Below are 18,847 nucleotides of genomic sequence, written 5' to 3'. Positions count from 1 at the left end.
TGGCCGGGGCCGCAGACGGCCCGTCAGATCCGCGTGCCGTAGAGCACTTTGGCGCCGGCTTCGCGCAGCGCGGTGTGCGCCTGGCGGGCCCGCAGCCCGGCCGCGTCCCGCTCGCCGTCCGGCACGTCACCGATGGCCATCGCCGCGTTGACCGCTTCCTGCGCCGTGGCCAGCAGAGTGCGGTTGGTGGTGGTCATGTGCAGCGTGTCCATCGCGCTGGTCACCGCCGACCGGGCGGCGTAACGGGCCTGCCGCGCCTCGGCGGTGTCGGGCTGCCCGTCGCGGCGGGCGGCGACCTTGAGCCACTGGTGTTCGCGGTGGGTCACGATCGCCGCGAGCAGCGCGGGAACGGCATCGGCGAGCGCCTGCCGGCGCCGCTCGGCCGCCGCGGTCCGTGCGTTCCGCGTGGCGGTGAGGTGCTGCATGAGCCCAGCAACAACCGCGCCCGCGAGCGTGCCCAGAACAGCAATGAGTGTGCTGGTCATGAAGTCTTCTCCTTGGGGTTCCGGCTCCCCGCACCCCCGCCCGTACGGCCAACGGCCGGACGGGCGGGGGAGGCAACCGGCCGCAGCCCGGCAGGGCTGCGGAGCAGTCGAAGAACGCGCGGGCCTCACCCCGCGCTGGCCGCCTTATCGGAGGAGGCGACGAACCTCGTCACGCTGTGGAGTTCTCAACGAGCCTTCGCTTCCCTTGAGCCCACTTCCGCGGGCCCGGCAGGGCGTTGCAGTACCTGTTTTACAGGTACTGCATGGAGCCAGTCAAGCGCACCGGTCGAACTTCTCGGCCTGTGCCAGGACTTCTTGGTGCACCATCAGAATCGCCGCAGGTCAGGGGAGTTGGTCACCCCCTGCGTGGACAGCTCAGGTAGATCTCGCTACCGTCAGGACGTCCCTAGAAGTCCCCTCGGGGGTGCGGATGTCCAATGAGCGTCTGAGGTCGACCCTCTTAGCGCAGAACATGACTGTGCGTCAGCTCGCCGAAGCGATCGAAGTGAACCCGAAGACGGTCGAGAGATGGATCACGCAGGGCAAGGTGCCGTACCGGCGCCATCAGTACGCCACTGCGTCTGTGCTCAACGTTGAGGTGACGACGCTGTGGGAGGACGATTCGCGTGCCGTCGACAGCGCAACCGACCTGTGTAAAGCGGAGATCCTTACGGCATATCCGCATCGCCATGTCGTCCCGGCTGACCTGTGGCGCCAGATGTGCGAACGCGCGATGCGGCAGATTGACATCCTGGTCTACGCAGGCATCGGACTAGCGGAGGATCCGCGCTTCCTGTCGGTCCTCAAGGCCAAGTCGAGGAACGTCGACATCCGCGTCCTGATGGGCGACCCCGAGTGCGAAGCCGTTGTCCGCCGTGGCATCGATGAGGGGCACCGCATCATGGACGGCAAGATTCGCAACGCCCTGGTTAATTATCGCCCGCTGTTCACCAGCCATCCTGAGATCGCCTTCCGGCTACACGACACCGTGCTCTACAACTCGGTCTACCGAGCGGATGACGAGATGCTGGTCAACACGCACGTGTACGGTATCGGTGCCTACCTGGCTCCGGTGCTTCACCTGCGGCGACTCCCTGGCGGGGGGCTTTTCAGCACGTTCGCCAACAGCGTTCAGCAGACCTGGGAAGGCGCCAGGTCAGTGACCGAGCACGACATCACAGGAGCTTGAGCATGGGACGCATCGACTACCTTCACGACCCCGACGCCCCGCCGGCCAACTCCGTTGTGCCCTCGGTAGTGGCCTACGTCCAGAACGACGCGGGGCAGGTTTTGGTGATCCAGCGATCCGACAACGGCCGGTGGGCGCTGCCCGGCGGTGGTCACGACCTGGGGGAATCGATCTCCGACACTGTTGTGCGCGAAGTCTGGGAAGAGACCGGCATCAAGGCCGAAGTAGTCGACATCTCGGGGATCTACACGGACCCCGGGCACCTCATGCAGTACGACGACGGCGAGGTTCGCCAGCAGTTCAGCATCTGCTTCCGCGCCCGGCCGGTCGGTGGTGAGGTCCGTACCAGCAACGAGACGACACAGGTCCGCTGGGTCGACCCAGCGGACCTGTCGCAGCTCGACATCCACCCCACCATGCGGCTGCGGATCGAGCACGCTACCGATCGGACGCGGGTGGCTCCCTACATCGGCTGACGCTTGACGCCCGCGACCCGTTCGAGCACGCGCGCCGTGCTCGCGAGGATTTCGGGCTCAGCTCGCCGGATGAACGTCCCGATCAAGCTTTCCGGCCCGTACCGTCCTGCGATCTCGTTCACTCGGTCGATGGGGTTCGTGGGCGTACCGTCTGGTGTGGTGTTCATGTCGCAGAAGCACAGGGCGTCGTTCAGGTGCGCGTGCTCGCGAGGGAACTCTTCCAACTCGTCGCGCAGGCCGCGAGCGTCTGCCTCCATCCACGCGCAGGAGTGGTGTGCGACCAGGTTCACGACCCGTTCGTCGGCGTTGGCCACATCCCGGAGGTAGCGGGCACCGTCGAGCGGGTGGAAGCCCGTCTTGGCTAGGTCCGGCGAGTACCCGATGTCGTGCAGTACGGCAGCCGCCTCCAGCAACGTGGCATCCTCCCCGAGTACCGGCGCGATGACGCGCGCCCGCTGTGCCACGCCTTGCGAGTGCGCCCACCGGCGTGGCAGCGGCTCGGCAAGCAGTGACTCGGCGAGGGGATAGGCCCACTCCACCAGGTTCGACAAGCTAACTCTCCTCCTGAACCGGTACGGCGCGGACAGTCCGCGCCTTGCCTTGCCCTTCACTCGCCAGCACGCCGGCGGCTTCTAGCTTGTCGAGCGCCTTGGTCACGGTGGGACGTGAGACCCGGAACCGCCCGGCCAGCGCAGAGGCGCTAGGGAATGGTTCCCCCACTTCGAGCCCATCAGCCGTGATGATGTCTGCGATGCGCTCATCGAGGGGGCGGCGGTCGACATGCTCGCCGGCCCGGACGACGCGCCACCGGCCACCCGGCACGGGCTCCGCCGCGCCTTCCTCGCGGAGCACGTCGAACGCACGAAGTACGACCCCACGCGAGACCCCGCGGCGCTGCATGAGGTCTGCGACCGTCGGCAACCTTGTCATCTCCGGGTCGTCCGCGATCTGGGCCCTCACTTCTGCCGCGATCTCCAGGAAAGTCCCCCGAGGGCTTGCCTGATGCGCCACTCGGCCCCCCTTCTGTTCGCCCTAGTCAAGCTCTACGGGTCCAGAATCGCACGTCCCAGTGTCAACTTGAGGGGGAGGGGCGAACTGCCCTGGAGATGAGCAGGCACGAGGCTCCAGCGCTGACACCGGTACGCGCGTCGCACTGTCCGAGCCTTCCGGTACGGCGGTCATGCAACGGCGTTCCGCTATCGGCATGACGGGCCCAGACGCCGGAACTCGTACCCCAGGCTTCCGTCCGAAGCCTCGTAGCCAAGTGGCTCACCGAAGGACTGAGGTGCCGCTATCGTGCTCCTATGACTCAGTACGTTGACAACCCTGCCGGCCGTCTGGAGAAGCTTCTCCGTGATCTGCACGCTGCATACCCCAGAGATCAACAGCAGAAGCAAATGCAGGCATGGGCGGCGGTTGTCGAGCTGATCGACAACGAGGCCGGGGTTGCCGGTGAGGCTCAGATAGTTGGCAATGTTGCAGCGCTTCCTGCGCAGATTCGAGATTCCGTAGCGCGGCTCTCCGTGGATGTTGACCGTAAAGAACAACTTTTGTTGCACCTGGACGAGGTTGAGCAAGGCATAAGGAATATGCTGACCCGTCAGCCGCTCTACAATATGTTTGTGGCGTTCGCCACTAACGGTGAGGTGCCTCGGTCTGCGACCATCAGTTCCCTGGCTCATTGCTCGTATGAACTTCATCGTTCGCTGCCTGAGAGAACTATTTCTGACGAGGATCTGGCGAGCATTATTGAACAGATCCATGATCTGATGCGTGGCGTAGCTGAAGCCAAGCTTCCCGAAGAAGTCAAGCGCGCAATGCTGAATCATCTCACCGCGCTACTTCAGGCAGCGAACAATGTCAGATTCTCTGGCGCCCAGCCTTTGGATGATGCGCTGTTCGCGTTGGCTGGATCTGCATTTCACAGAGGTCCCGTGCAGGAGGATCTTTCGCAGGCAGGACTGTGGGATAGGTTTAAGGATTTCATGCAAACCTTGAACCTAATGCTGACTACTGGTCAAAGCGCTGGCCAAATTGGACAAGGGGTTGCCGGATTCTTGGGTGGGTAGTCGTCGAATGTCAGGCGGATTGGCGTGTTTCTGCAGTTTTGGTCAGGTTGTTAACGGTGGAGACCATTCCCCGCAGGTCGAGAACTTCAGCAGTGCCGCATGTGTGACATCGTAGGCATTTCGTTTCGGGCCGTCGGGAAGAGCTTTAATCCGATGCAATAGAGGGTCATCTCCACGCTTATAGTCGACCCAAGTCCCGTCTCTTCTTCGCTCATCTGGCTTGTCGACTTCGATTAGCCCAAAGGCTGCCAGCGCTTGATGCGTGTCGTATACCTCGCGAGATAATCCGAACATCCCCGCCCGTACCTTCCATTCGGCGGTTATGAAATCGTGGAACGCGCCGAGTTGCAGCCACATCAGGTACGCCGCAATTTCGCTCTTAGTGAGAACGTGAACCCACCCGTTGATGAAGAACTCTGGTGGCACTGAGAAAATCGGTTCCGACTTGGCAGGTACTCGATAGGCTGCGGCTCCTGCGCCTGAGCTCGAACCATCCTCCTTTAGTAGCTTGAAGCCCTCATATCGAGATCCGGTACCCGGCTCGCCTAGATCCACGAGTCCTTTCTCGGCGAGATTCTCCAAGGCTGAACGGAACTGTCGTAGCTTGTTCCCGGTGTATGTGGAGATTTGTGCTGCTTTTTCTCTCGATTTTGCAGAGACTGCAATTAGGTCCAGCCAAGATATGGGGTTCTCATTCCTCCCCTTTTCTAGCGGGATATTGTTACGCCACTCCTTCCCAGGCTTTGCTCCGCATTGCGCGACAAACAGGGAAGTCAAGTGGAACTGCATTGCCACGCCTTGCGACACTATGAGCTGGGCGAATCGAGGCGATAAGGAGGCAGGGGGGCGCCTTCGCTCATCGATGAGTTCCTCTGGCGGCATGCGTTCGTTGCGGGTGTAGGCACGGCGCAGACGGATCGCGACTGGACTCCGACCGGTCGTCCAGACGTCTCGCGTGGCTCTGATGATCTCTGGCAGGCCTCGGTCGCGTTGTAGCACCTTCAAGGTGGCGGCGCGCTTCGCGGCCTGAGCCCGATTCTGGTTCCTGGTCAATTTTGACCCCTTGTTCGCTACGTCTTGGTCCGTGTGATGTGGCTCTCTACGTTTCTCTATATCAATGGCTACGCACAGTCGGACCAAGCTGCTACACAAGCGTACCTGACGCAGTGTCAACGTGTACGAGGATTGGATGTGCCGGAGCAGAATGGATGCTCCGGCGATCGGGAGCGGCAACGCCGGCAAGCACCTGCCGCTCCCGATCACATCACCAGCCCTTGGAGGTCCAGCGATGTCCAACCAGCCTAAGCGGCGTAGTAGCGATGCCATAGCCTTCCTGGCCGTTCTTGCCACAGGCGTCATCCTGATCAACAGCGGAGTCAGCGCTCAAGAGGTGGCGGTTGCTGGCTCAGCTATGAGCAGCCTCTACGCGGTGTGGCACAGGCCCGCCTCACGGCAGAGCTGATCGTTCGCCGCGGCGGTCTCGTAGTCGCGCGGTGCTGCCGGTCTCGGTTGTGGTCTCGACTCACCTTCTGTTCAGATGCGTACGTCGGCATCCGGGTACGTCCGTCACCCCGCTTGACCAGCAATACAGGCTCGGTCACGGACGAACCCGGACGGCAGTGGAACGTGATCGGACAACTCGTAATGCGTAGGTCAAGGGTTCGATTCCCTTAGGCGGCTCCACCGGACCCCGGCTCAGAGACTCTCTGAGCTGGGGTTCTGCCTTCACGAGCCGGATGGTGGGGACGCCGGCGGGGAGGGGGCCCGAGGGGGTCTCGATCAGGTGCTTGCGCGGTCTGGTGTCCCTGCCATGATCTTGGCTCGGAACAGGCCCCTGGGGTCGTGCTGCGGGAGGGGCCCGCGGTGGGCTCGCTCGCCATGGTTCGACGACCGGCTAGGTGGAACAAGGAGACCCCCGATGACTCCCGTGCAAGTCGACTGGCTGTCTCTGGTGTTCGGCCCCGTTGTGGTCATCTTGCTCCTGACCGCCTTCTTCACGGCCCGTTCCGCGGCCCGGAAGGGTGATCGGGTGCCCGGTTGGACCAAGGCCGCCCAGAACGTGGGGATCGTCCTCGCGGTGTGCGTGGCCCTGGCCAACATGGCGTGGGGCGGCTAGGACATCGGTCCGGAAGGCGCGGTGGGCACCGGCCAGCGTTTCCAGACCGCGACGTGCAGGATCACCGCGGTGCTCAGGGCGTTCAGCATGACGTGTGTGCTCCAGCTCCACTCGCGCGCATGCGGCACTCCGAGGGCGTGGGCGAGCTTCGGCAGGAGCCAGGTCAGCAGCACGGTGAGGGTCACTGCGATCAGCACGGCGACGGTACGGCCCGGGGCGGGGGCCAGCCGGATCGCCGGCCAGGCTTCGAACAGCATGGCCACCAGCAGGATGCAGCCGATGGCGGTGCCGGCGGTCGCGGTGATGCGGCCTCCCGGCCAGTCGAGAACGTGGCCGGTGAGCAGGTAGCCGGCCCATCCGCACGCGATCACGGCGACGTTGCCCAGCAGCAGCCGCGGCCACGTCCGGTCGATCCGGGCGAACGGCCAGCCGCGCAGCGCGACCCAGAAGAACATCTGCCACGCGCCGATCGACGTGAACCAGGCGCCGTAGCTCTCCGACTCGACCGCGTCCGAGCGGACCAGGGCCAGCCAGGCGAGCAGGCCGAGTGCCCAGCACAGGCCCACGGCGGCGAGGCCCGCGGGCACGGGGTCCAGGCGGCCCAGGGGCCGGCGTTCGCAGACCAGGGTGAGCTGGAGTACGAGGGTGAAGATGCTGCCGGCGAGGGAGTTGGCGGCCGGATCGAGGCCGGGGTGCGCGGGGCCCGGGGCGAAGACCCCGACCAGGTCCGACCCGTTGACGACGAGTTGGCCGAGTACGGCCAGCGCCGTGCCGCCGGCCACGACGAGCGCGGTGTCGTAGAGGCCGGACCAGGGGCGGGGGAACCGGGTGCCGGGCCAGTCCTCCCACCAGAACGCGATCATCGCCATGATCGGCAGCGCGAAGGTGGTGATCGGCCCGAGCACGACCAGAGAGTGCAGCGCGCCGCCGGCGGCGGCGGACACCAGCACGGTGACGGGGACGACGAAGGCCAGCCCGACCAGGCCGCGGACCGGCTGGTGCCGCCTGGCGTCGGCCAGCGCGGCCGGACTCAGCGCGTCCGGCCGGCTGACCGACGGGCGGGTGTCGGGGGTGCCGGCCGTGTCGGGGGCGTCGGGGGTGCCCGGGGTGTCGGGGGGCGGTGGGGGCGTCGGCTGTTCAGAGGACATGTTCCAGCCGGATCGGCAGCCGGCGCATGCGTCGGCCGGTCGCGTGGTGCACGGCGTTGGCGATCGCCGCGGCCACGCCGACCATGCAGACCTCGCCCGCGCCCTTCACCCCGGCCGGGTTGAACCGCAGGTCGGGTTCGTCGATGAAGTCGACGTCGATCCGGTCGATGTCCAGGTTGACCGGCACCGGGTAGTCCTCCAGCGTCGTGTTGAGGAACCCGCCGAACCGGTCATCCACCTCGCTCTCCTCGCGCAGCGCCTCCCCGATCCCCCAGACCACGCCGCCGCGGACCTGGCTGGTCGCGGTGACCGGGCTGGCAACCCGGCCGCAGTCCACGACGGTGACCACGCGCGGCACCCGGATGCGCCGCGTGGTCGCTTCGATCCGGACCTCGACGAAGTGCGCGACCCAACTGAACGTGACGAACTCGGGGTAGACCGGTCCGCCGATGGCGAGGACGCCCTTGTCGAGCTGCGCGAGGTCGTCCCGGCTCTGGCCGGGGGCGAGCGTGGTCGCCTCGACCGCCACCGCCGGCTTGTCCGTGGCGCGGACCGCGGCGGCGATGTCCACGTCGCCGTGGCCGGGGACGTTCAGGGCCGTGCGCAGTTCGCCGAGGGCGGCCTGCACGGCGGGCAGTGCGCTCGCGGTGCCCCAGGAACCGGCGGTGAGGTGCTGCGGCGCCCCCCGGGTGTCCCCGACCTGCACGGTCACGGTGTCCACCGGCACGCCGAGGTCCCGCGCGACGAGCAGTGCGACGGCCGAGCGAAGGCCCTGGCCCATCTCGTGCCCGCCGACGACGACGGCGACGGTGCCGTCGGCCGCCGCGGACAGGTGCGCGACGACCGGCACGATGCCGCCGGGGTAGCAGCCGGCCGCCACGCCCCAGCCGAGGGTCGAACCGTCCTCGGCGGTCATCGATCCCGGCTCCGGATCGCGTGCGGCCCAGCCGAATCGGGCCGCGCCGCGGCGCAGGCACTCGGCGAGGTGCCGGCCGGAGAACGGCAGGCCGGTGACCGGGTCGGCGTCGGCGTCGTTGGCCAGCCGCAGGTCGACCGGGTCGCGGCCGGTCGCGTAGGCGAGTTCGTCCATGGCCGATTCGAACGCGAACATGGCCGGGCTCTCGTGCGGCGACCGCATGAAGCCCGGGGTCTGCACGTCGGTACGGACCAGGCGCTGCTCGCCGCGGAACGCGGGTGCCGCGTAGAGCCGCGACGAGACCTCGGTGGTCTGGCTCGGGAACAGGTCGTGCCGGGAGGTCTGCTGGTCGACCTCGTGGATCGCGGCGAGGAGTTCGCCGTTCGCGGTCGCGCCGAGCCGCACCCGGTGCACCGTGCTCGGCCGGAACGCGCCGAGGTGGAAGACCTGCGGCCGGGGCAGCACCATCTTCACCGGCCTGCCGAGCCGGCGCGAGGCGACGGCGATCGGCCCGAGGTGCAGGTGCATGGCGTTCTTCTGGCCGAAGCCGCCGCCGACGTACGGCGAGCGGACCTCGACGTCGGCCGGGTCGATGCCGAGCTGGGTGGCGAGCCCGAACCGTACGGCGTTCGCGTTCTGGGTGGTGTCGTCGATGATCAGCCGGTCGCCTTCCCAGTGCGCGACGCTCGCGTTCGGCTCCATCGGCATCGCGTGCTGGGCGGGGTGCTCGTACGTGCCGGTGATCTGCACCGGGCTGGCCGCGAACGCCGCGTCCGCGTCGCCGACCTTGATGTCGGCCAGGAACGGCAGCGGGATCGCCTGTTCCTGGAGCACGGTGTCGGCGCCCTCGGCGTCGGTCTTCACCGTGAACGGCTCCTCCTCGTACTCGGCCGTGATCAGCAGGGCCGCCTCGGTCGCGGCGACCAGGCCGTCGGCCACGACCAGCGCGATCGGCTGGCCGCGGTACGCGATGTGGTCGTCGCGCAGCGGCTGGAGGCTCTGCACGGCGTGCCCGCCGGCCATGAGGAAGCCGACGTCGTGCAGTTCGTCCGGCCCGAACCGGGTGATCACCAACCGGACGCCGGGCACGGCTTCCGCGGCGGCCGTGTCGACGTGCACGATGCGCCCCTTGCCGGTACGCGCGGTGGCCCATGCCCCGTACGCGACGTTCTCGGGTACCCGGTCGGCGGCGTAGCGGGCGTGGCCGGTGACCTTCTCGCGGGCGTCGACGCGGCGGGTGTCCAGCGGTCGGCCACCGGTGCCGGGAGCGTGGGCGGCGGTCATCGGGTGGCTCGCTCTCCGGCGATGCGCAGCGCGTCGGCGACGGTGCGCACGCCCAGTTCGATGCGGAATCCGTTGTCGTTGCCGGGGCGCGCCGCCGCAAAGGCGGCCTCCCCGGCGCGCCGGGCGGTCTGCGGCGTCAGCCGCCCACCGATCAGGGTCTGTTCGGCGTCGGTGGCCCGCCACGGCCGGGTGGCCACGCCGCCGAGGCCGATGCGGCACTCGCCGACCGCGCCCTCGGCGTCGAGGGTCAGGCCGACGGCCGCGGCGGTGAGGGCGAACGCGTAGGACTCGCGGTCGCGGATCTTGAGGTACGTGGACCCGCGCCCGGCCGGGGTCGCGGGCACTCGGATGCGGACGATGAGTTCGTCCGGGGCGAGCACGTGCTCGCGGGTGGGGTCGTCGCCGGGTTCGACGTGGAGTTCGGCGAGCGGCAGGGTGCGTTCTCCCGCGGGGCCGAAGACGTCGATCACGGCGTCGAACGCGATCAGCATGACGGCGAAGTCGCCGGCGTAGGTGGCGATGCACGTGTCGCTGCCCCCGAGCAGCGCGTGCGCGCGGTCGTGGCCGCCGATGGCGGCGCAGCCGCTGCCCGGGTCGCGCTTGTTGCACGGGAACTCCGAGCCGTTGCGGAAGTACGGGCAGCGGGTGCGCTGCAAGAGGTTCCCGCCGACGGTCGCCATGTTCCGCAACTGCTGCGACGCGGCGCGCCACAGTGACTCCGACAGGCCCGGGTACGCGGCGCGGACCGCCGGGTGGTCGGCGACGTCGGCCATGCGCGCACCGGCCCCGAGGACCAGTTCGCGTTCGCCGACGTCGATGGTGTCGAGTGCGGCGATCCGGTGTACGTCGACGACCGCGGGAGGCGTCTCGATGCCCAGCTTCATCAGGTCGTACAGGGTGGTCCCGCCGGCCAGGATCCTGGTGCCGGGCGGTGCGGTGCGCAGCGCGGCCACGGTGGCGTCCACGGTGTCCGGCGCGACGTAGGAGAAGGCGCGCACGGCGTCACGCCCCGTTCCGCGCCGCGTCCGCGGTCTGCCGTACGGCGGCCACGATGCCCACGTAGGCGGCGCAGCGGCAGAGGTTGCCGCTCAGGTACTCGCGGATCTCGTCGTCGGTCCCGCAGTGGCCCTCGGCGATGCACGCGATGCCGGACATGATCTGGCCGGGCGTGCAGTAGCCGCACTGCAACGCGTCATGGTCGATGAACGCCTGCTGCAACGGGTGCAGGCCGCCGTCCTCGTCGGCGACGCCCTCGATCGTGGTCACCGCCCGACCCGAGACCTGCACCGCGGGCGTCAGGCAGGACAGCACCCGCCGGCCGTCCACGTGCACCGTGCACGCGCCGCAGTGGCCCTGGTCGCAGCCCTTCTTCGTGCCGGTCAGCGCGAGCTGCTCGCGCAGCACGTCCAGGAGGGATTCCCGGGGATCCAACCTGAGCGATACGTCCTGACCGTTGACCGTGCAGGCCAGCGCCATTTTCATCTCATTTGTGGACATGTTGTGGAATTGTAGGGATACCACAACGTCCCGGGATGGAGCGGCGGATCCGGCGCGCCTCCCGCTGCCGCGGCGCTCAGCCGTTGGCCAGGCGGCCCACTCCGCCGTAGAGCCACACGTCGTCGAGGAGCCGTGGCCGGACGGGGCCGTCCGGGTGCCAGCGGGGCAACTGGACGACGCCGGGCTCGACGACGTCGAAGCCGTCGAAGAACGCCTCCACCTGGTGCAGGGGCCGCGGCACCATCAGCGCCGCGGCCCGCCTCTCGCCGTACACCGCGGCGGCGTCGGCGGCCCTGCGGGGCTGGATGTCGTTGGTGGTGTGGGACAGCGCCAGGTAGCTGCCCGGCGGTAGGGCGTCGCGGAAGGCGGCGACGATACGGGCGGGCTCCTCCTCGTCGCGTACGAAGTGCAGGACCGCGGAGAGCGTCAGCGCCACCGGCCGGTCCCGGTCCAGGGTCTCCCACAGCGCCGGGGCCCGGAGGATCTCGTCCGGCCGGCGCAGGTCGGCCCGGATGTACGCCGTGCGGCCCTCGTCGGAGCTGCTCACCAGGGCGCGGGCGTGGGCGAGGACGACGGGGTCGTTGTCGGCGTAGACGACCCGGCAGTCCGGGCTGATCCGCTGGGCGACCTCGTGGAGGTTGGGCGAGGTGGGGATGCCGGTGCCGACGTCGAGGAACTGCCGCATGCCCCGTCCGGCGAGATAGCGGACCGCGCGGCGCATCCAGGCGCGGTTCGCGCGTGCGGATTCCCTGACCTGGGGTGCGCGCCGGCTGGTCTCCTCCGCGGCGGCGCGGTCGGCGGCGTAGTGGTCCTTGCCGCCCAGGAGGTAGTCGTAGATCCGCGCGGGGTGCGGTACGTACGGGTTGACCGGGGCCTGCGTCCGGTCGCCTAACGGCGGTTCGTGTGTCACGGGCGTCCTCGTCTCCGTCGGTCGTCGCCTGGCGCGCACTTCGGCATTTCGCCGCGACCAAGATAAAGCGGGCGAAGCGCCGCCCACCATCGGATCACCCGCCCCCGGCCGCTTGAGGCAACGGATCGTTTCCGGCGCGGACGGGGCCGGGGACGGGCTCGTGCCGGGGGCGGTCCGGTCAGACGATGCCCGCGCGGATCTCGTCGTACAGGTGGACGGGGTCCTCGGCGAGGGACTTCTTGACGTGGGCGCTCCAGTCGTCGGCGATCACCTCGGCCGCGCCCGCCTCGATGCCGTTGAGGCCGGCGCGGACGACCGGGGCCGGGTCGCCCTTGGGGCCGGTGTAGGCGGCGCTGAAGTCGGTGTCGACGGCGCCGAGGTGGAGGGCGGTGACGAGGGTGTGCTGGTCGGCGAGTTCCATGCGGGCGGCGTTGGTCAGGGCCCACTGGGCGGCCTTGGCGGCGTGGTAGCCGTTGGTGGCGGGGTAGGCGAACCAGGACTGGGCGGACAGGACGTTGAGGATCGCCCCGCCGCCGTTGGCCGCGAGGATGGGGGCGAAGGCCCGTGTCATGTGGAGCGTGCCCCAGAAGTTCGTCTCCATCTCCGCGCGTACGGCGTGCAGATCGCCGGTGACGAGGTCGGTCCAGTGGCTGACTCCCGCGTTGTTCACCAGGAGCGTCACGTCGCCCGCCGCGTAGGCCGCGGCCCGTACCTGGTCGGGGTCCGTGACGTCCAGCCGCAGCGGTACGACGCCGGGCAGGTCGACCGTCTCCGGTCGTCGGGCGGTCGCGTAGACGCGGGATGCGCCGCGGTCCAGGAGCTGCCGGGCGAAGTGGCGGCCCAGGCCGCGGTTGGCGCCGGTGACGAGCGCGACCGTGCCGTCGAGCCGGAGGCCGGGGGCGGGGTGGGGGCTCGGTGCTGCGTTCGGAGTGCTCATGTCGGGTACGCTAAGACCTACCGTTGACGTCAGGTGCAAGTCTGTGGGGTGGCGCGTGCGTATCGGAGAGGTCGCCCGGCGCTCCGGAGTGAGCGTCCGGGCGCTGCGCTACTACGAGGAGCAGGGCCTCCTCACGCCCACCCGCAGCCCCGGCGGTCAGCGCGAGTACGCCGACGACGCCGTCGACCGGGTCCGCTTCTTCCAGCAGCTCTACGCGGCCGGCCTGCCCAGCCGCCGCATCGCCGAACTGCTCCCCTGCGTCGACACCGGCACGACGACCGGCGAGCAGCGCGCCATGCTCGACGCCGAGCGGGACCGCATCAGGAAGCAGATCGAGGAGTACACCGCCGCCCTCGCCCGCCTCGACGAGATCGTCGATGCCGCCGCCGCCCGCCGCGCCTGAGCCCCCGCCGCCTCAGTCCTTGGCGCGGCGTCCGGTGTGGGTGGAGCGGGGGGTCGGCCAGCTCCTGGGGGACTCCCGGGTCAGGCCCGTGAGGACGGCTTCCACCGCGCGTTCGGTCTGCTGGTCGGCTTCCTCGGGGGTGTCGAGGGTCATGAGGCCGTCGGTGAGGAGGGTGGCCACCCCGTGGACGGCGGCCCAGACGGTGAACTCGGCCGCGGGGCGGGCCGCGGCCGGCAGGTCGCCCGTCTCGGTGAGGCGGTCCGCCCACGCCTTCTACGCCGGCCGGGCCTCCTGAGCTGCGTCGCCCACCTCCGCTTCGGGGGCGTGGCGGGCCGGGGGTTCCGGTTCTTCCTTGGGGGTGCGGTAGGCGCGGAGGGGGGAGTTGGCGGCGGCTATCGCCGTTATGGCCGCCACCGCGGCCAGGCCGCCTGTGACCAGGGAGAAGGTGGCGGAGGTGGCGGAGGCGACCAGGCCGCCGCGGAAGTTGCCGAGTTCCGGGCCTGCCACGCCGATGACGTGTTCCACCGACGAGACCCGGCCGCGGTAGGCGTCCGGGGTTTCGAGCTGGACCAGCGCGCTGCGGGTGACGACGGAGACCGTGTCGGCGGCGCCGGCCACGGCGAGGCAGGTGAGGGCCAGCCAGAGGGGGCCGGCCAGGCCGAAGCAGGCGAGGGCCAGGCCCCACAGGGCGGCGGCGGTGAGCTGGACCAGGCCGCCGCGGCGCCAGCGGGTGACGGTGCCGGAGAGGAGTCCCGCCGTGATGCCGCCGACCGCGACGGCCGAGAGGAACAGGCCGAGGGTCTGCGGGTTGCCTTCGAAGCGGACCTCGTTGACCAGGGGGAAGAGGGCGATGGGCATTGCGAGGAGGGTGGCCGACAGGTCGGTGGCCAGGGAGCCCCACAGCGTGTCGCGGCGCAGGACGACGCGCCAGCCGCCGCGTTCCGCCCGGCGCCTGCCGCCCTCGGCCCGTACGCCTTCGGGGCGCATCGCGGGGAGGCGGAGGACCGCGAGCGTCGCGAGGGCGATGGCCGCGGCCTGGGTGGCGTAGGCGGCGGCGAAGTCCCAGCGGGCGATGATCAGTCCGGCCGCGGCGGGTCCGGCGAGCATGGCGAACTGGAAGGAGACGTTGTTCAGCGCGAGGCCGGCGGCGACCTGGTCGGGCGGCAGCAGGCGGACCGGGAAGGTGCGCCGGGCGGGGGCGCCGAGGGCGCTGCACGCGGTGGCGAAGGCGACGAGGGCGAGCAGGAGGACTACGTTCCGGTTGCCCGCGAGCGCCTGGACGCAGAGGGCTCCGGCGGCCAGCAACTGGCCCGCGGTCGTGGCCCGTACGAGCGCGCGGCGGTCCACGGTGTCTGCCAGGGTGCCGCCGAGGAGGCCGAACAGGACCATCGGCAGGCCGGTGGCGAGGCCGATGGCGCCGGTGCCGACGGGGCTGCCCGTCAGCTCCCAGACCTGGGCGAGTACGGCCACGTTGGCTATCTGGGCGCCGAGTTGGGAGGCCGAGGTGCCGATCCACAGGGCGCGGTACGGGGGGCTGCTGCGCAGCGGGCGGGTGTCGATGAAGCGGACGCGCCGCTTCATCGGGGTGGCTCGGCGAGGTGGTTCTCGATGCGTTCGCGCATGGACCGGTGTGTCAGCGCCTTCTGTACGTCCTGCACCACCTCGGTCATCGCGTGCGGCAGTTCGCCGTTCAGCTCGGCGATCGCCGCGTGGGTCGCGCGCCACTCCGCCTCCAGGAACGGCACGAGCGACCGGCCGCGCTCGGTCAGGTCGATCCGCCGGGTGCGGGCGTCGGGGCCCGGCTCGGAGGTGACCAGGTCCGCCTTGCGCATGGCGGCGATGGTCTGGCTGACCGCGGAGTGCGAGCGGTGCAGGGACTCGGCCAGCTCGCGGATGGTCAGCGGGCCGGTGTGGGCGAGCCGGATCAGCGGATACGCGAAGCGGGGGCGTACGCCCTCGATGCCGCGGTCGGTGTAGACCCGCTCGATCTCGGCGTCGAGGGAGGCCAGCAGTGTGTGCAGGGAGTGCCAGGGGTCGGGCAGCTTGGTGGGATCCGCAGATGTCACAGCGCTAATATAACAGCGCTGTGACAATCTCGGTCACGGCGGCGCCGGCGGGCGCGCGTCACGTCGTACGGTGCGGTGCGTGCCTGCTGCGGAAGGCGCCCGGCGGCAGCCCCACCCGCCGCGTGAACAGCCGCGTGAAGTGCCCGGGGTCGGCGTAGCCGATGCGCCGGGCGATGGCCGCCACCTTGAGGTCCGTGGTGGCGAGCAAATCCTTGGCCGTGTTCAGGCGGGTGCCCAGGACGAAGTCCTTCGGGCTGCACCCGGCCGTGTACTGGACCTCCTCGCGCAGTTCGGCCAGCGGCAGCGACAGCCTGCGGGCATGTTCGGTCACCGAGACCGGCAGGTGGGCGGCGCGGCCGAGTTCCTCGACGACGGTCGGCGGCTGCGCCGGCGGGGTGGCGCGGGAGCGGCGCAGGGTGGCGAGGAGTTCGTGGAGTCCGGCGGCGGACGTGGCGTCGTAGGTGGGCTCGGTCTCGTTGCAGACGGTGGCGAGCTTGCGGATCGTACGACGGGCGGGGGCGCCCGTGGCGAGGGGGACGACGGCCTCGTCCGGGGCGGGGACGAGGCCGCGTTGGGCGCAGGCGGCGACGGCGGGGCCGGTGAAGCCGGCGAAGGCCACCGTCCAGCCGGGCTTGCCCGGCCCGTAGCGGTGCGGGACGCCCGGCAGCAGCCACAGCAGCGTCGGGGCGCCCACGTGGATCCGCTCCCGTCCGCCCGCGGAGAACCAGCCGGAGCCCGCCAGCAGGACCAGCGCGACGTGGTGGTGCACCACGCGCGGGCCCACGCCGCGCGGCGGCATGTGCTGGACGCCGAGGTCGGTGCAGCCCAGGCCCGGGTGCCACGGTGCCGTCGGCGGCACCGGACGCCGCCGCCACCGCTCACGGCGCTCTGTCCCCGGTGCCCAGTCGGTCGTCCCGACGTCGAGCCGCGCAACGCTGCTCATGCCTCTCCCGTACGGACTCGGTGATCGGTTCCTGTGGGGGGAGAGCGCGTACGGGCCCGGCCGTCCCGCTGTTTTACCCGTGCTTTACCCAAATGGCGGCGGCCGTTCACCGTCGTCGTCAGTAGCCGAAGGCGGGCCCCCGGTAGCGGAAGCGCAGCGAGGCGGTCGCCTCGTAGTTCGCCGTCGTGCCGATGTCCGGGGCGTGCGGGCGCCCTTCGGCGGCGGCGTGCCAGTCGTCGAGGCCGAGGAACTGCCCGGAGGAGTCCCGCTGGGTGAAGACGACCTTGTCGTCGCCTTCGAGGAAGTACTTCCAGTGGGCCGTGGAGGCGTCGGACGCGCAGGCGCCCTGCCGCTGGCTGACCGGGGCGCCGTCGGCGTCGGTGCCGGAGTGGGTCAGGCACATGCCGGTCGCGTGGTTGCGGATCCGCACCTCCTGGACGGGCGGCAGCGAGACGAGCAGTTCCCACTGCTGGCTCCGGCTGCCGTCGCAGTCCGCCTCGTACGGCTGGGAGCCCTCGGCGGCGCCGATGTCCATGCAGCGGCCGGTGGAGGCGACCGGCAGCGCGGTGCGGTCGTCGGCGGGCGGCGACCAGTCCGGCGGCGGGCCGGTGTCGTCGTCGCCGGCGGGCGGGTTGCCGGAGGCGGTGGGCCCGTGGTCCGGGTCGCCGTCTCCGTCTCCGTCTCCGTCCCTGTCCTTGCCGGCGTCCGGCCCCTGGGCGCGGTCGGCCGAGGCGGTGGGCGGGGGGTCGTCCGGGTCCTCGTCGCCGTCCCGGTCCCCGGACCTGCTCCGCTCCGTGGAGGGGGACGGGGCGGCGGTGGTCGCGGTGGGGGCGGGCGGTGGCGGCGGGGGGTCGCCGCCGTTGGGGAGGGTGGTGTAGCCGGTGACGACGATGGCGAGGACGGCGGCGCCCACGGCCGCGGCCTTGGCGGCGGCGGCCAGCCCGGCGGACGCGGCGGCGGCGCCGGAGGCCGCGCCGGCCGCCCCGCCCGCCGCCCCGCCCGCGGCGGAGGCGGAGCCGAGGGTCGTCACGGCGCCGCTCGCACCGCCCGCGCCCCCGGCGGCCGTGCCCACGCCTGCCGTGCCCGCGCCTGCCGCGTCGCCGCCGGAAACCGCTGCACCGGGCGCGCTGCCGCCGGACGCGCTGCCGCCGGACGCGCCGGCCGTGGCGGAGTCCGGGGCGCCGGGGGCACCGGCGGCACCCGGTTCGGCCGACGCACCCGACGCACCCGACGCGCCGGTCGACTCCGCGCCCCCCGTGCCCCCCGCCCCGTACGACGCCCCCGCCCACAGCAGCAGGCTCGCCGGCAGCGCCGCGCTCAGCGAGCTGTTCAGCTCCCGCAGCTCCGCGCTCGTACGCCGGCACCGCCGGCACACCGCCAAGTGGTGCTCCAGCCCTCGCTGCGCGCGCCGCCGCCGGCCCCCGCGCCGTACCGACGCGGCCAGCAGCCCCGTGTAGTGCCGGCACTCCGCCGGCGCCCCGGCGCCCCCCGCGCGCTCCGCCAGGTACGCCTCTCGCAGCCCCTCCCGCGCCCGCGCCGTGAGCGACGCGACGCCGCTCGTCGTCAGGCCCAGCAGCGGCGCGATGCGGTCCGGCGACTCGCCCTCGACCGCCGAGTGCCACAGCGCCGTCTGCCACCGCTCCGGCAGGCTGCGGAACGCGCGCAGCACCAGGTTCGCGTCCTCGCGGCGCAGCGTGCCCTCCTCGCTGCTCTCCACGGTCGGCGCCCGCGTCAGCCAGCCCTCGAAGTCGGGGGACAGCTCGGTGCGCCGGGCCGTACGGGACCACGCCGCCGCCGTCCGCCGGACGGTCGTCAGCAGGTACGGCCGCCACGGTCCGTCCGGCCCGCTGCCGCCGCGCACCGCGCGCAGCGCGCCGGCGAACGCCTCCGACGTCAGGTCCTCCGCGGTGTGCGGGTCCCGCGTGCAACTGCGCGCGTACGCCAGCACGGCGGCGCGGTGCCGGCGGTACAGCTCGTCGAGCGCCGCGTCGGCGGTGCCGGGCAGCGCGTCGCGTATCAGGGCGGTCAGTTCGGCGTCGCCCGTGTCGCCCGCGTCGCCGGCGGCGGCGCCGGACGCGGGGGAGGCGGTCGGGCTTTCGGGCATGGCGGTCATTCCAAGAGGGAGGAGAGGAGGGGAGAGCGCAGATGGGCGCTTGTCAGGGAGAGAGCGGGCCGCGGGCGGCTCGTCCCGCGACGATGCGAATCCGTTATGCGGCCGGGGTGTTCACCGGCCAAAAGTGCAAGTGCCCGCGTCGGCCGGGTCCTTGGCTTGCCATGTGACGTGTGTAATTTTACATGTCACCAAGCCCCGTGTGCATGACAGTCCGAGGTTTCCCGGCTGTGCGGCACACGCGGAACCCACGAACTCGGAGGCTCCCTTGATAGCCAAACCCCCCATGTCGAGAACG

At 70.6% G+C, this 18,847-nt stretch carries 20 protein-coding genes; 5 read left to right on the top strand and 15 right to left on the bottom strand.

Annotation, left to right across the window (positions count from 1 at the left end; all coding sequences use genetic code 11):
* Nucleotides 1-23: 23 nt before the first annotated feature.
* On the bottom strand, nucleotides 24-485 hold the full coding sequence (locus tag QBL21_RS32835; protein ID WP_407565863.1) for a hypothetical protein: 462 nt from the start codon (nucleotides 483-485) through the stop codon (nucleotides 24-26).
* Nucleotides 486-957: 472 nt separating this feature from the next.
* On the opposite strand from QBL21_RS32835, the gene QBL21_RS32830 reads away from it, so the two are divergent.
* The gene (locus QBL21_RS32830) at nucleotides 958-1,674 is read left to right on the top strand and encodes an XRE family transcriptional regulator (RefSeq protein WP_407565862.1); all 717 of its coding nucleotides are present in this window, start codon (nucleotides 958-960) and stop codon (nucleotides 1,672-1,674) included.
* A 2-nt stretch (nucleotides 1,675-1,676) separates the two neighbouring features.
* Nucleotides 1,677-2,150 carry an NUDIX domain-containing protein gene (locus QBL21_RS32825; RefSeq protein ID WP_407565861.1) on the top strand — a complete coding sequence of 158 codons (474 nt, stop codon included), beginning with the start codon at nucleotides 1,677-1,679 and terminating at the stop codon, nucleotides 2,148-2,150.
* Here the strand turns inward: QBL21_RS32825 and QBL21_RS32820 are convergent.
* Nucleotides 2,138-2,701, bottom strand: a complete 564-nt coding sequence (locus QBL21_RS32820; protein ID WP_407565860.1) for an HD domain-containing protein — start codon at nucleotides 2,699-2,701, stop codon at nucleotides 2,138-2,140. The two genes, QBL21_RS32825 and QBL21_RS32820, sit on opposite strands and share 13 nt — an antisense overlap.
* Nucleotide 2,702: 1 nt before the next feature.
* Nucleotides 2,703-3,161: a GntR family transcriptional regulator gene (locus QBL21_RS32815; RefSeq protein ID WP_407565859.1), complete on the bottom strand. Its 459-nt coding sequence runs from the start codon at nucleotides 3,159-3,161 to the stop codon at nucleotides 2,703-2,705.
* A 293-nt stretch (nucleotides 3,162-3,454) separates the two neighbouring features.
* On the opposite strand from QBL21_RS32815, the gene QBL21_RS32810 reads away from it, so the two are divergent.
* Nucleotides 3,455-4,219, top strand: coding sequence for a hypothetical protein (locus QBL21_RS32810; RefSeq protein WP_407565858.1), 765 nt, complete (start codon nucleotides 3,455-3,457; stop codon nucleotides 4,217-4,219).
* A gap of 42 nt (nucleotides 4,220-4,261) precedes the next feature.
* On the opposite strand, the gene QBL21_RS32805 is transcribed toward QBL21_RS32810, so the two are convergent.
* Complete coding sequence (locus QBL21_RS32805; protein WP_407565857.1) at nucleotides 4,262-5,014, bottom strand: hypothetical protein; 753 nt, start codon at nucleotides 5,012-5,014, stop codon at nucleotides 4,262-4,264.
* A gap of 1,123 nt (nucleotides 5,015-6,137) precedes the next feature.
* Here QBL21_RS32805 and QBL21_RS32800 point away from each other — a divergent pair.
* The gene (locus tag QBL21_RS32800) at nucleotides 6,138-6,335 is read left to right on the top strand and encodes a hypothetical protein (protein ID WP_407565856.1); all 198 of its coding nucleotides are present in this window, start codon (nucleotides 6,138-6,140) and stop codon (nucleotides 6,333-6,335) included.
* On the opposite strand, the gene QBL21_RS32795 is transcribed toward QBL21_RS32800, so the two are convergent.
* The 6 genes from QBL21_RS32795 to QBL21_RS32770 form a co-directional block, all read right to left on the bottom strand.
* A complete protein-coding gene (locus tag QBL21_RS32795; protein ID WP_407565855.1) occupies nucleotides 6,332-7,483 on the bottom strand; it encodes a hypothetical protein in 1,152 nt (383 codons plus the stop codon). The genes QBL21_RS32800 and QBL21_RS32795 overlap by 4 nt on opposite strands.
* On the bottom strand, nucleotides 7,473-9,683 hold the full coding sequence (locus QBL21_RS32790; protein ID WP_407565854.1) for a xanthine dehydrogenase family protein molybdopterin-binding subunit: 2,211 nt from the start codon (nucleotides 9,681-9,683) through the stop codon (nucleotides 7,473-7,475). The genes QBL21_RS32795 and QBL21_RS32790 overlap by 11 nt, the downstream gene beginning before the upstream one ends.
* Nucleotides 9,680-10,681: an FAD binding domain-containing protein gene (locus QBL21_RS32785; protein WP_407565853.1), complete on the bottom strand. Its 1,002-nt coding sequence runs from the start codon at nucleotides 10,679-10,681 to the stop codon at nucleotides 9,680-9,682. Before QBL21_RS32785 ends, QBL21_RS32790 begins: the two co-directional genes overlap by 4 nt.
* Before the next feature lie 4 nt (nucleotides 10,682-10,685).
* Nucleotides 10,686-11,180, bottom strand: coding sequence for a (2Fe-2S)-binding protein (locus QBL21_RS32780; RefSeq protein ID WP_407565852.1), 495 nt, complete (start codon nucleotides 11,178-11,180; stop codon nucleotides 10,686-10,688).
* Nucleotides 11,181-11,256: 76 nt separating this feature from the next.
* On the bottom strand, nucleotides 11,257-12,090 hold the full coding sequence (locus tag QBL21_RS32775; RefSeq protein WP_407565851.1) for an SAM-dependent methyltransferase: 834 nt from the start codon (nucleotides 12,088-12,090) through the stop codon (nucleotides 11,257-11,259).
* A 178-nt stretch (nucleotides 12,091-12,268) separates the two neighbouring features.
* On the bottom strand, nucleotides 12,269-13,027 hold the full coding sequence (locus tag QBL21_RS32770; protein WP_407565850.1) for an SDR family oxidoreductase: 759 nt from the start codon (nucleotides 13,025-13,027) through the stop codon (nucleotides 12,269-12,271).
* Nucleotides 13,028-13,082: 55 nt separating this feature from the next.
* On the opposite strand from QBL21_RS32770, the gene QBL21_RS32765 reads away from it, so the two are divergent.
* Complete coding sequence (locus tag QBL21_RS32765) at nucleotides 13,083-13,430, top strand: MerR family transcriptional regulator (protein WP_407565849.1); 348 nt, start codon at nucleotides 13,083-13,085, stop codon at nucleotides 13,428-13,430.
* A gap of 12 nt (nucleotides 13,431-13,442) precedes the next feature.
* Here the strand turns inward: QBL21_RS32765 and QBL21_RS32760 are convergent, their stop codons facing one another.
* The 5 genes from QBL21_RS32760 to QBL21_RS32740 all read right to left on the bottom strand — a co-directional run bounded on the left by QBL21_RS32760 (nucleotide 13,443) and on the right by QBL21_RS32740 (nucleotide 18,543).
* Complete coding sequence (locus QBL21_RS32760) at nucleotides 13,443-13,610, bottom strand: hypothetical protein (RefSeq protein WP_407565848.1); 168 nt, start codon at nucleotides 13,608-13,610, stop codon at nucleotides 13,443-13,445.
* 93 nt (nucleotides 13,611-13,703) lie between these two features.
* The gene (locus QBL21_RS32755; RefSeq protein WP_407565847.1) at nucleotides 13,704-15,011 is read right to left on the bottom strand and encodes an MFS transporter; all 1,308 of its coding nucleotides are present in this window, start codon (nucleotides 15,009-15,011) and stop codon (nucleotides 13,704-13,706) included.
* Nucleotides 15,008-15,496 (bottom strand): MarR family winged helix-turn-helix transcriptional regulator, encoded by a 489-nt coding sequence (locus tag QBL21_RS32750; protein WP_407565846.1) that lies wholly within the window; start codon nucleotides 15,494-15,496, stop codon nucleotides 15,008-15,010. Before QBL21_RS32750 ends, QBL21_RS32755 begins: the two co-directional genes overlap by 4 nt.
* A gap of 58 nt (nucleotides 15,497-15,554) precedes the next feature.
* Entirely contained in the window at nucleotides 15,555-16,439 is an 885-nt protein-coding gene (locus QBL21_RS32745; protein ID WP_407565845.1) for a helix-turn-helix domain-containing protein, read from the bottom strand.
* 118 nt (nucleotides 16,440-16,557) lie between these two features.
* Nucleotides 16,558-18,543, bottom strand: a complete 1,986-nt coding sequence (locus tag QBL21_RS32740; RefSeq protein WP_407565844.1) for a sigma-70 family RNA polymerase sigma factor — start codon at nucleotides 18,541-18,543, stop codon at nucleotides 16,558-16,560.
* Between the last annotated feature and the right edge of the window lie 304 nt (nucleotides 18,544-18,847).

The organism is Streptomyces sp. 184, from assembly GCF_045781775.1.
GTDB lineage: Bacteria > Actinomycetota > Actinomycetes > Streptomycetales > Streptomycetaceae > Streptomyces.
This window is presented reverse-complemented; position numbering and strand designations above follow the sequence as displayed.

Bases quoted from the DNA above. Each gene is read 5' to 3' on its own strand.
- QBL21_RS32835 (WP_407565863.1), bottom strand. From the start codon at position 485: ATGACCAGCACACTCATTGCTGTTCTGGGCACGCTCGCGGGCGCGGTT.
- QBL21_RS32830 (WP_407565862.1), top strand. From the start codon at position 958: ATGACTGTGCGTCAGCTCGCCGAAGCGATCGAAGTGAACCCGAAGACG.
- QBL21_RS32825 (WP_407565861.1), top strand. From the start codon at position 1,677: ATGGGACGCATCGACTACCTTCACGACCCCGACGCCCCGCCGGCCAAC.
- QBL21_RS32810 (WP_407565858.1), top strand. From the start codon at position 3,455: ATGACTCAGTACGTTGACAACCCTGCCGGCCGTCTGGAGAAGCTTCTC.
- QBL21_RS32800 (WP_407565856.1), top strand. From the start codon at position 6,138: ATGACTCCCGTGCAAGTCGACTGGCTGTCTCTGGTGTTCGGCCCCGTT.
- QBL21_RS32795 (WP_407565855.1), bottom strand. From the start codon at position 7,483: ATGTCCTCTGAACAGCCGACGCCCCCACCGCCCCCCGACACCCCGGGC.
- QBL21_RS32790 (WP_407565854.1), bottom strand. From the start codon at position 9,683: ATGACCGCCGCCCACGCTCCCGGCACCGGTGGCCGACCGCTGGACACC.
- QBL21_RS32780 (WP_407565852.1), bottom strand. From the start codon at position 11,180: ATGTCCACAAATGAGATGAAAATGGCGCTGGCCTGCACGGTCAACGGT.
- QBL21_RS32770 (WP_407565850.1), bottom strand. From the start codon at position 13,027: ATGAGCACTCCGAACGCAGCACCGAGCCCCCACCCCGCCCCCGGCCTC.
- QBL21_RS32755 (WP_407565847.1), bottom strand. From the start codon at position 15,011: ATGAAGCGGCGCGTCCGCTTCATCGACACCCGCCCGCTGCGCAGCAGC.
- QBL21_RS32745 (WP_407565845.1), bottom strand. From the start codon at position 16,439: ATGAGCAGCGTTGCGCGGCTCGACGTCGGGACGACCGACTGGGCACCG.
- QBL21_RS32740 (WP_407565844.1), bottom strand. From the start codon at position 18,543: ATGCCCGAAAGCCCGACCGCCTCCCCCGCGTCCGGCGCCGCCGCCGGC.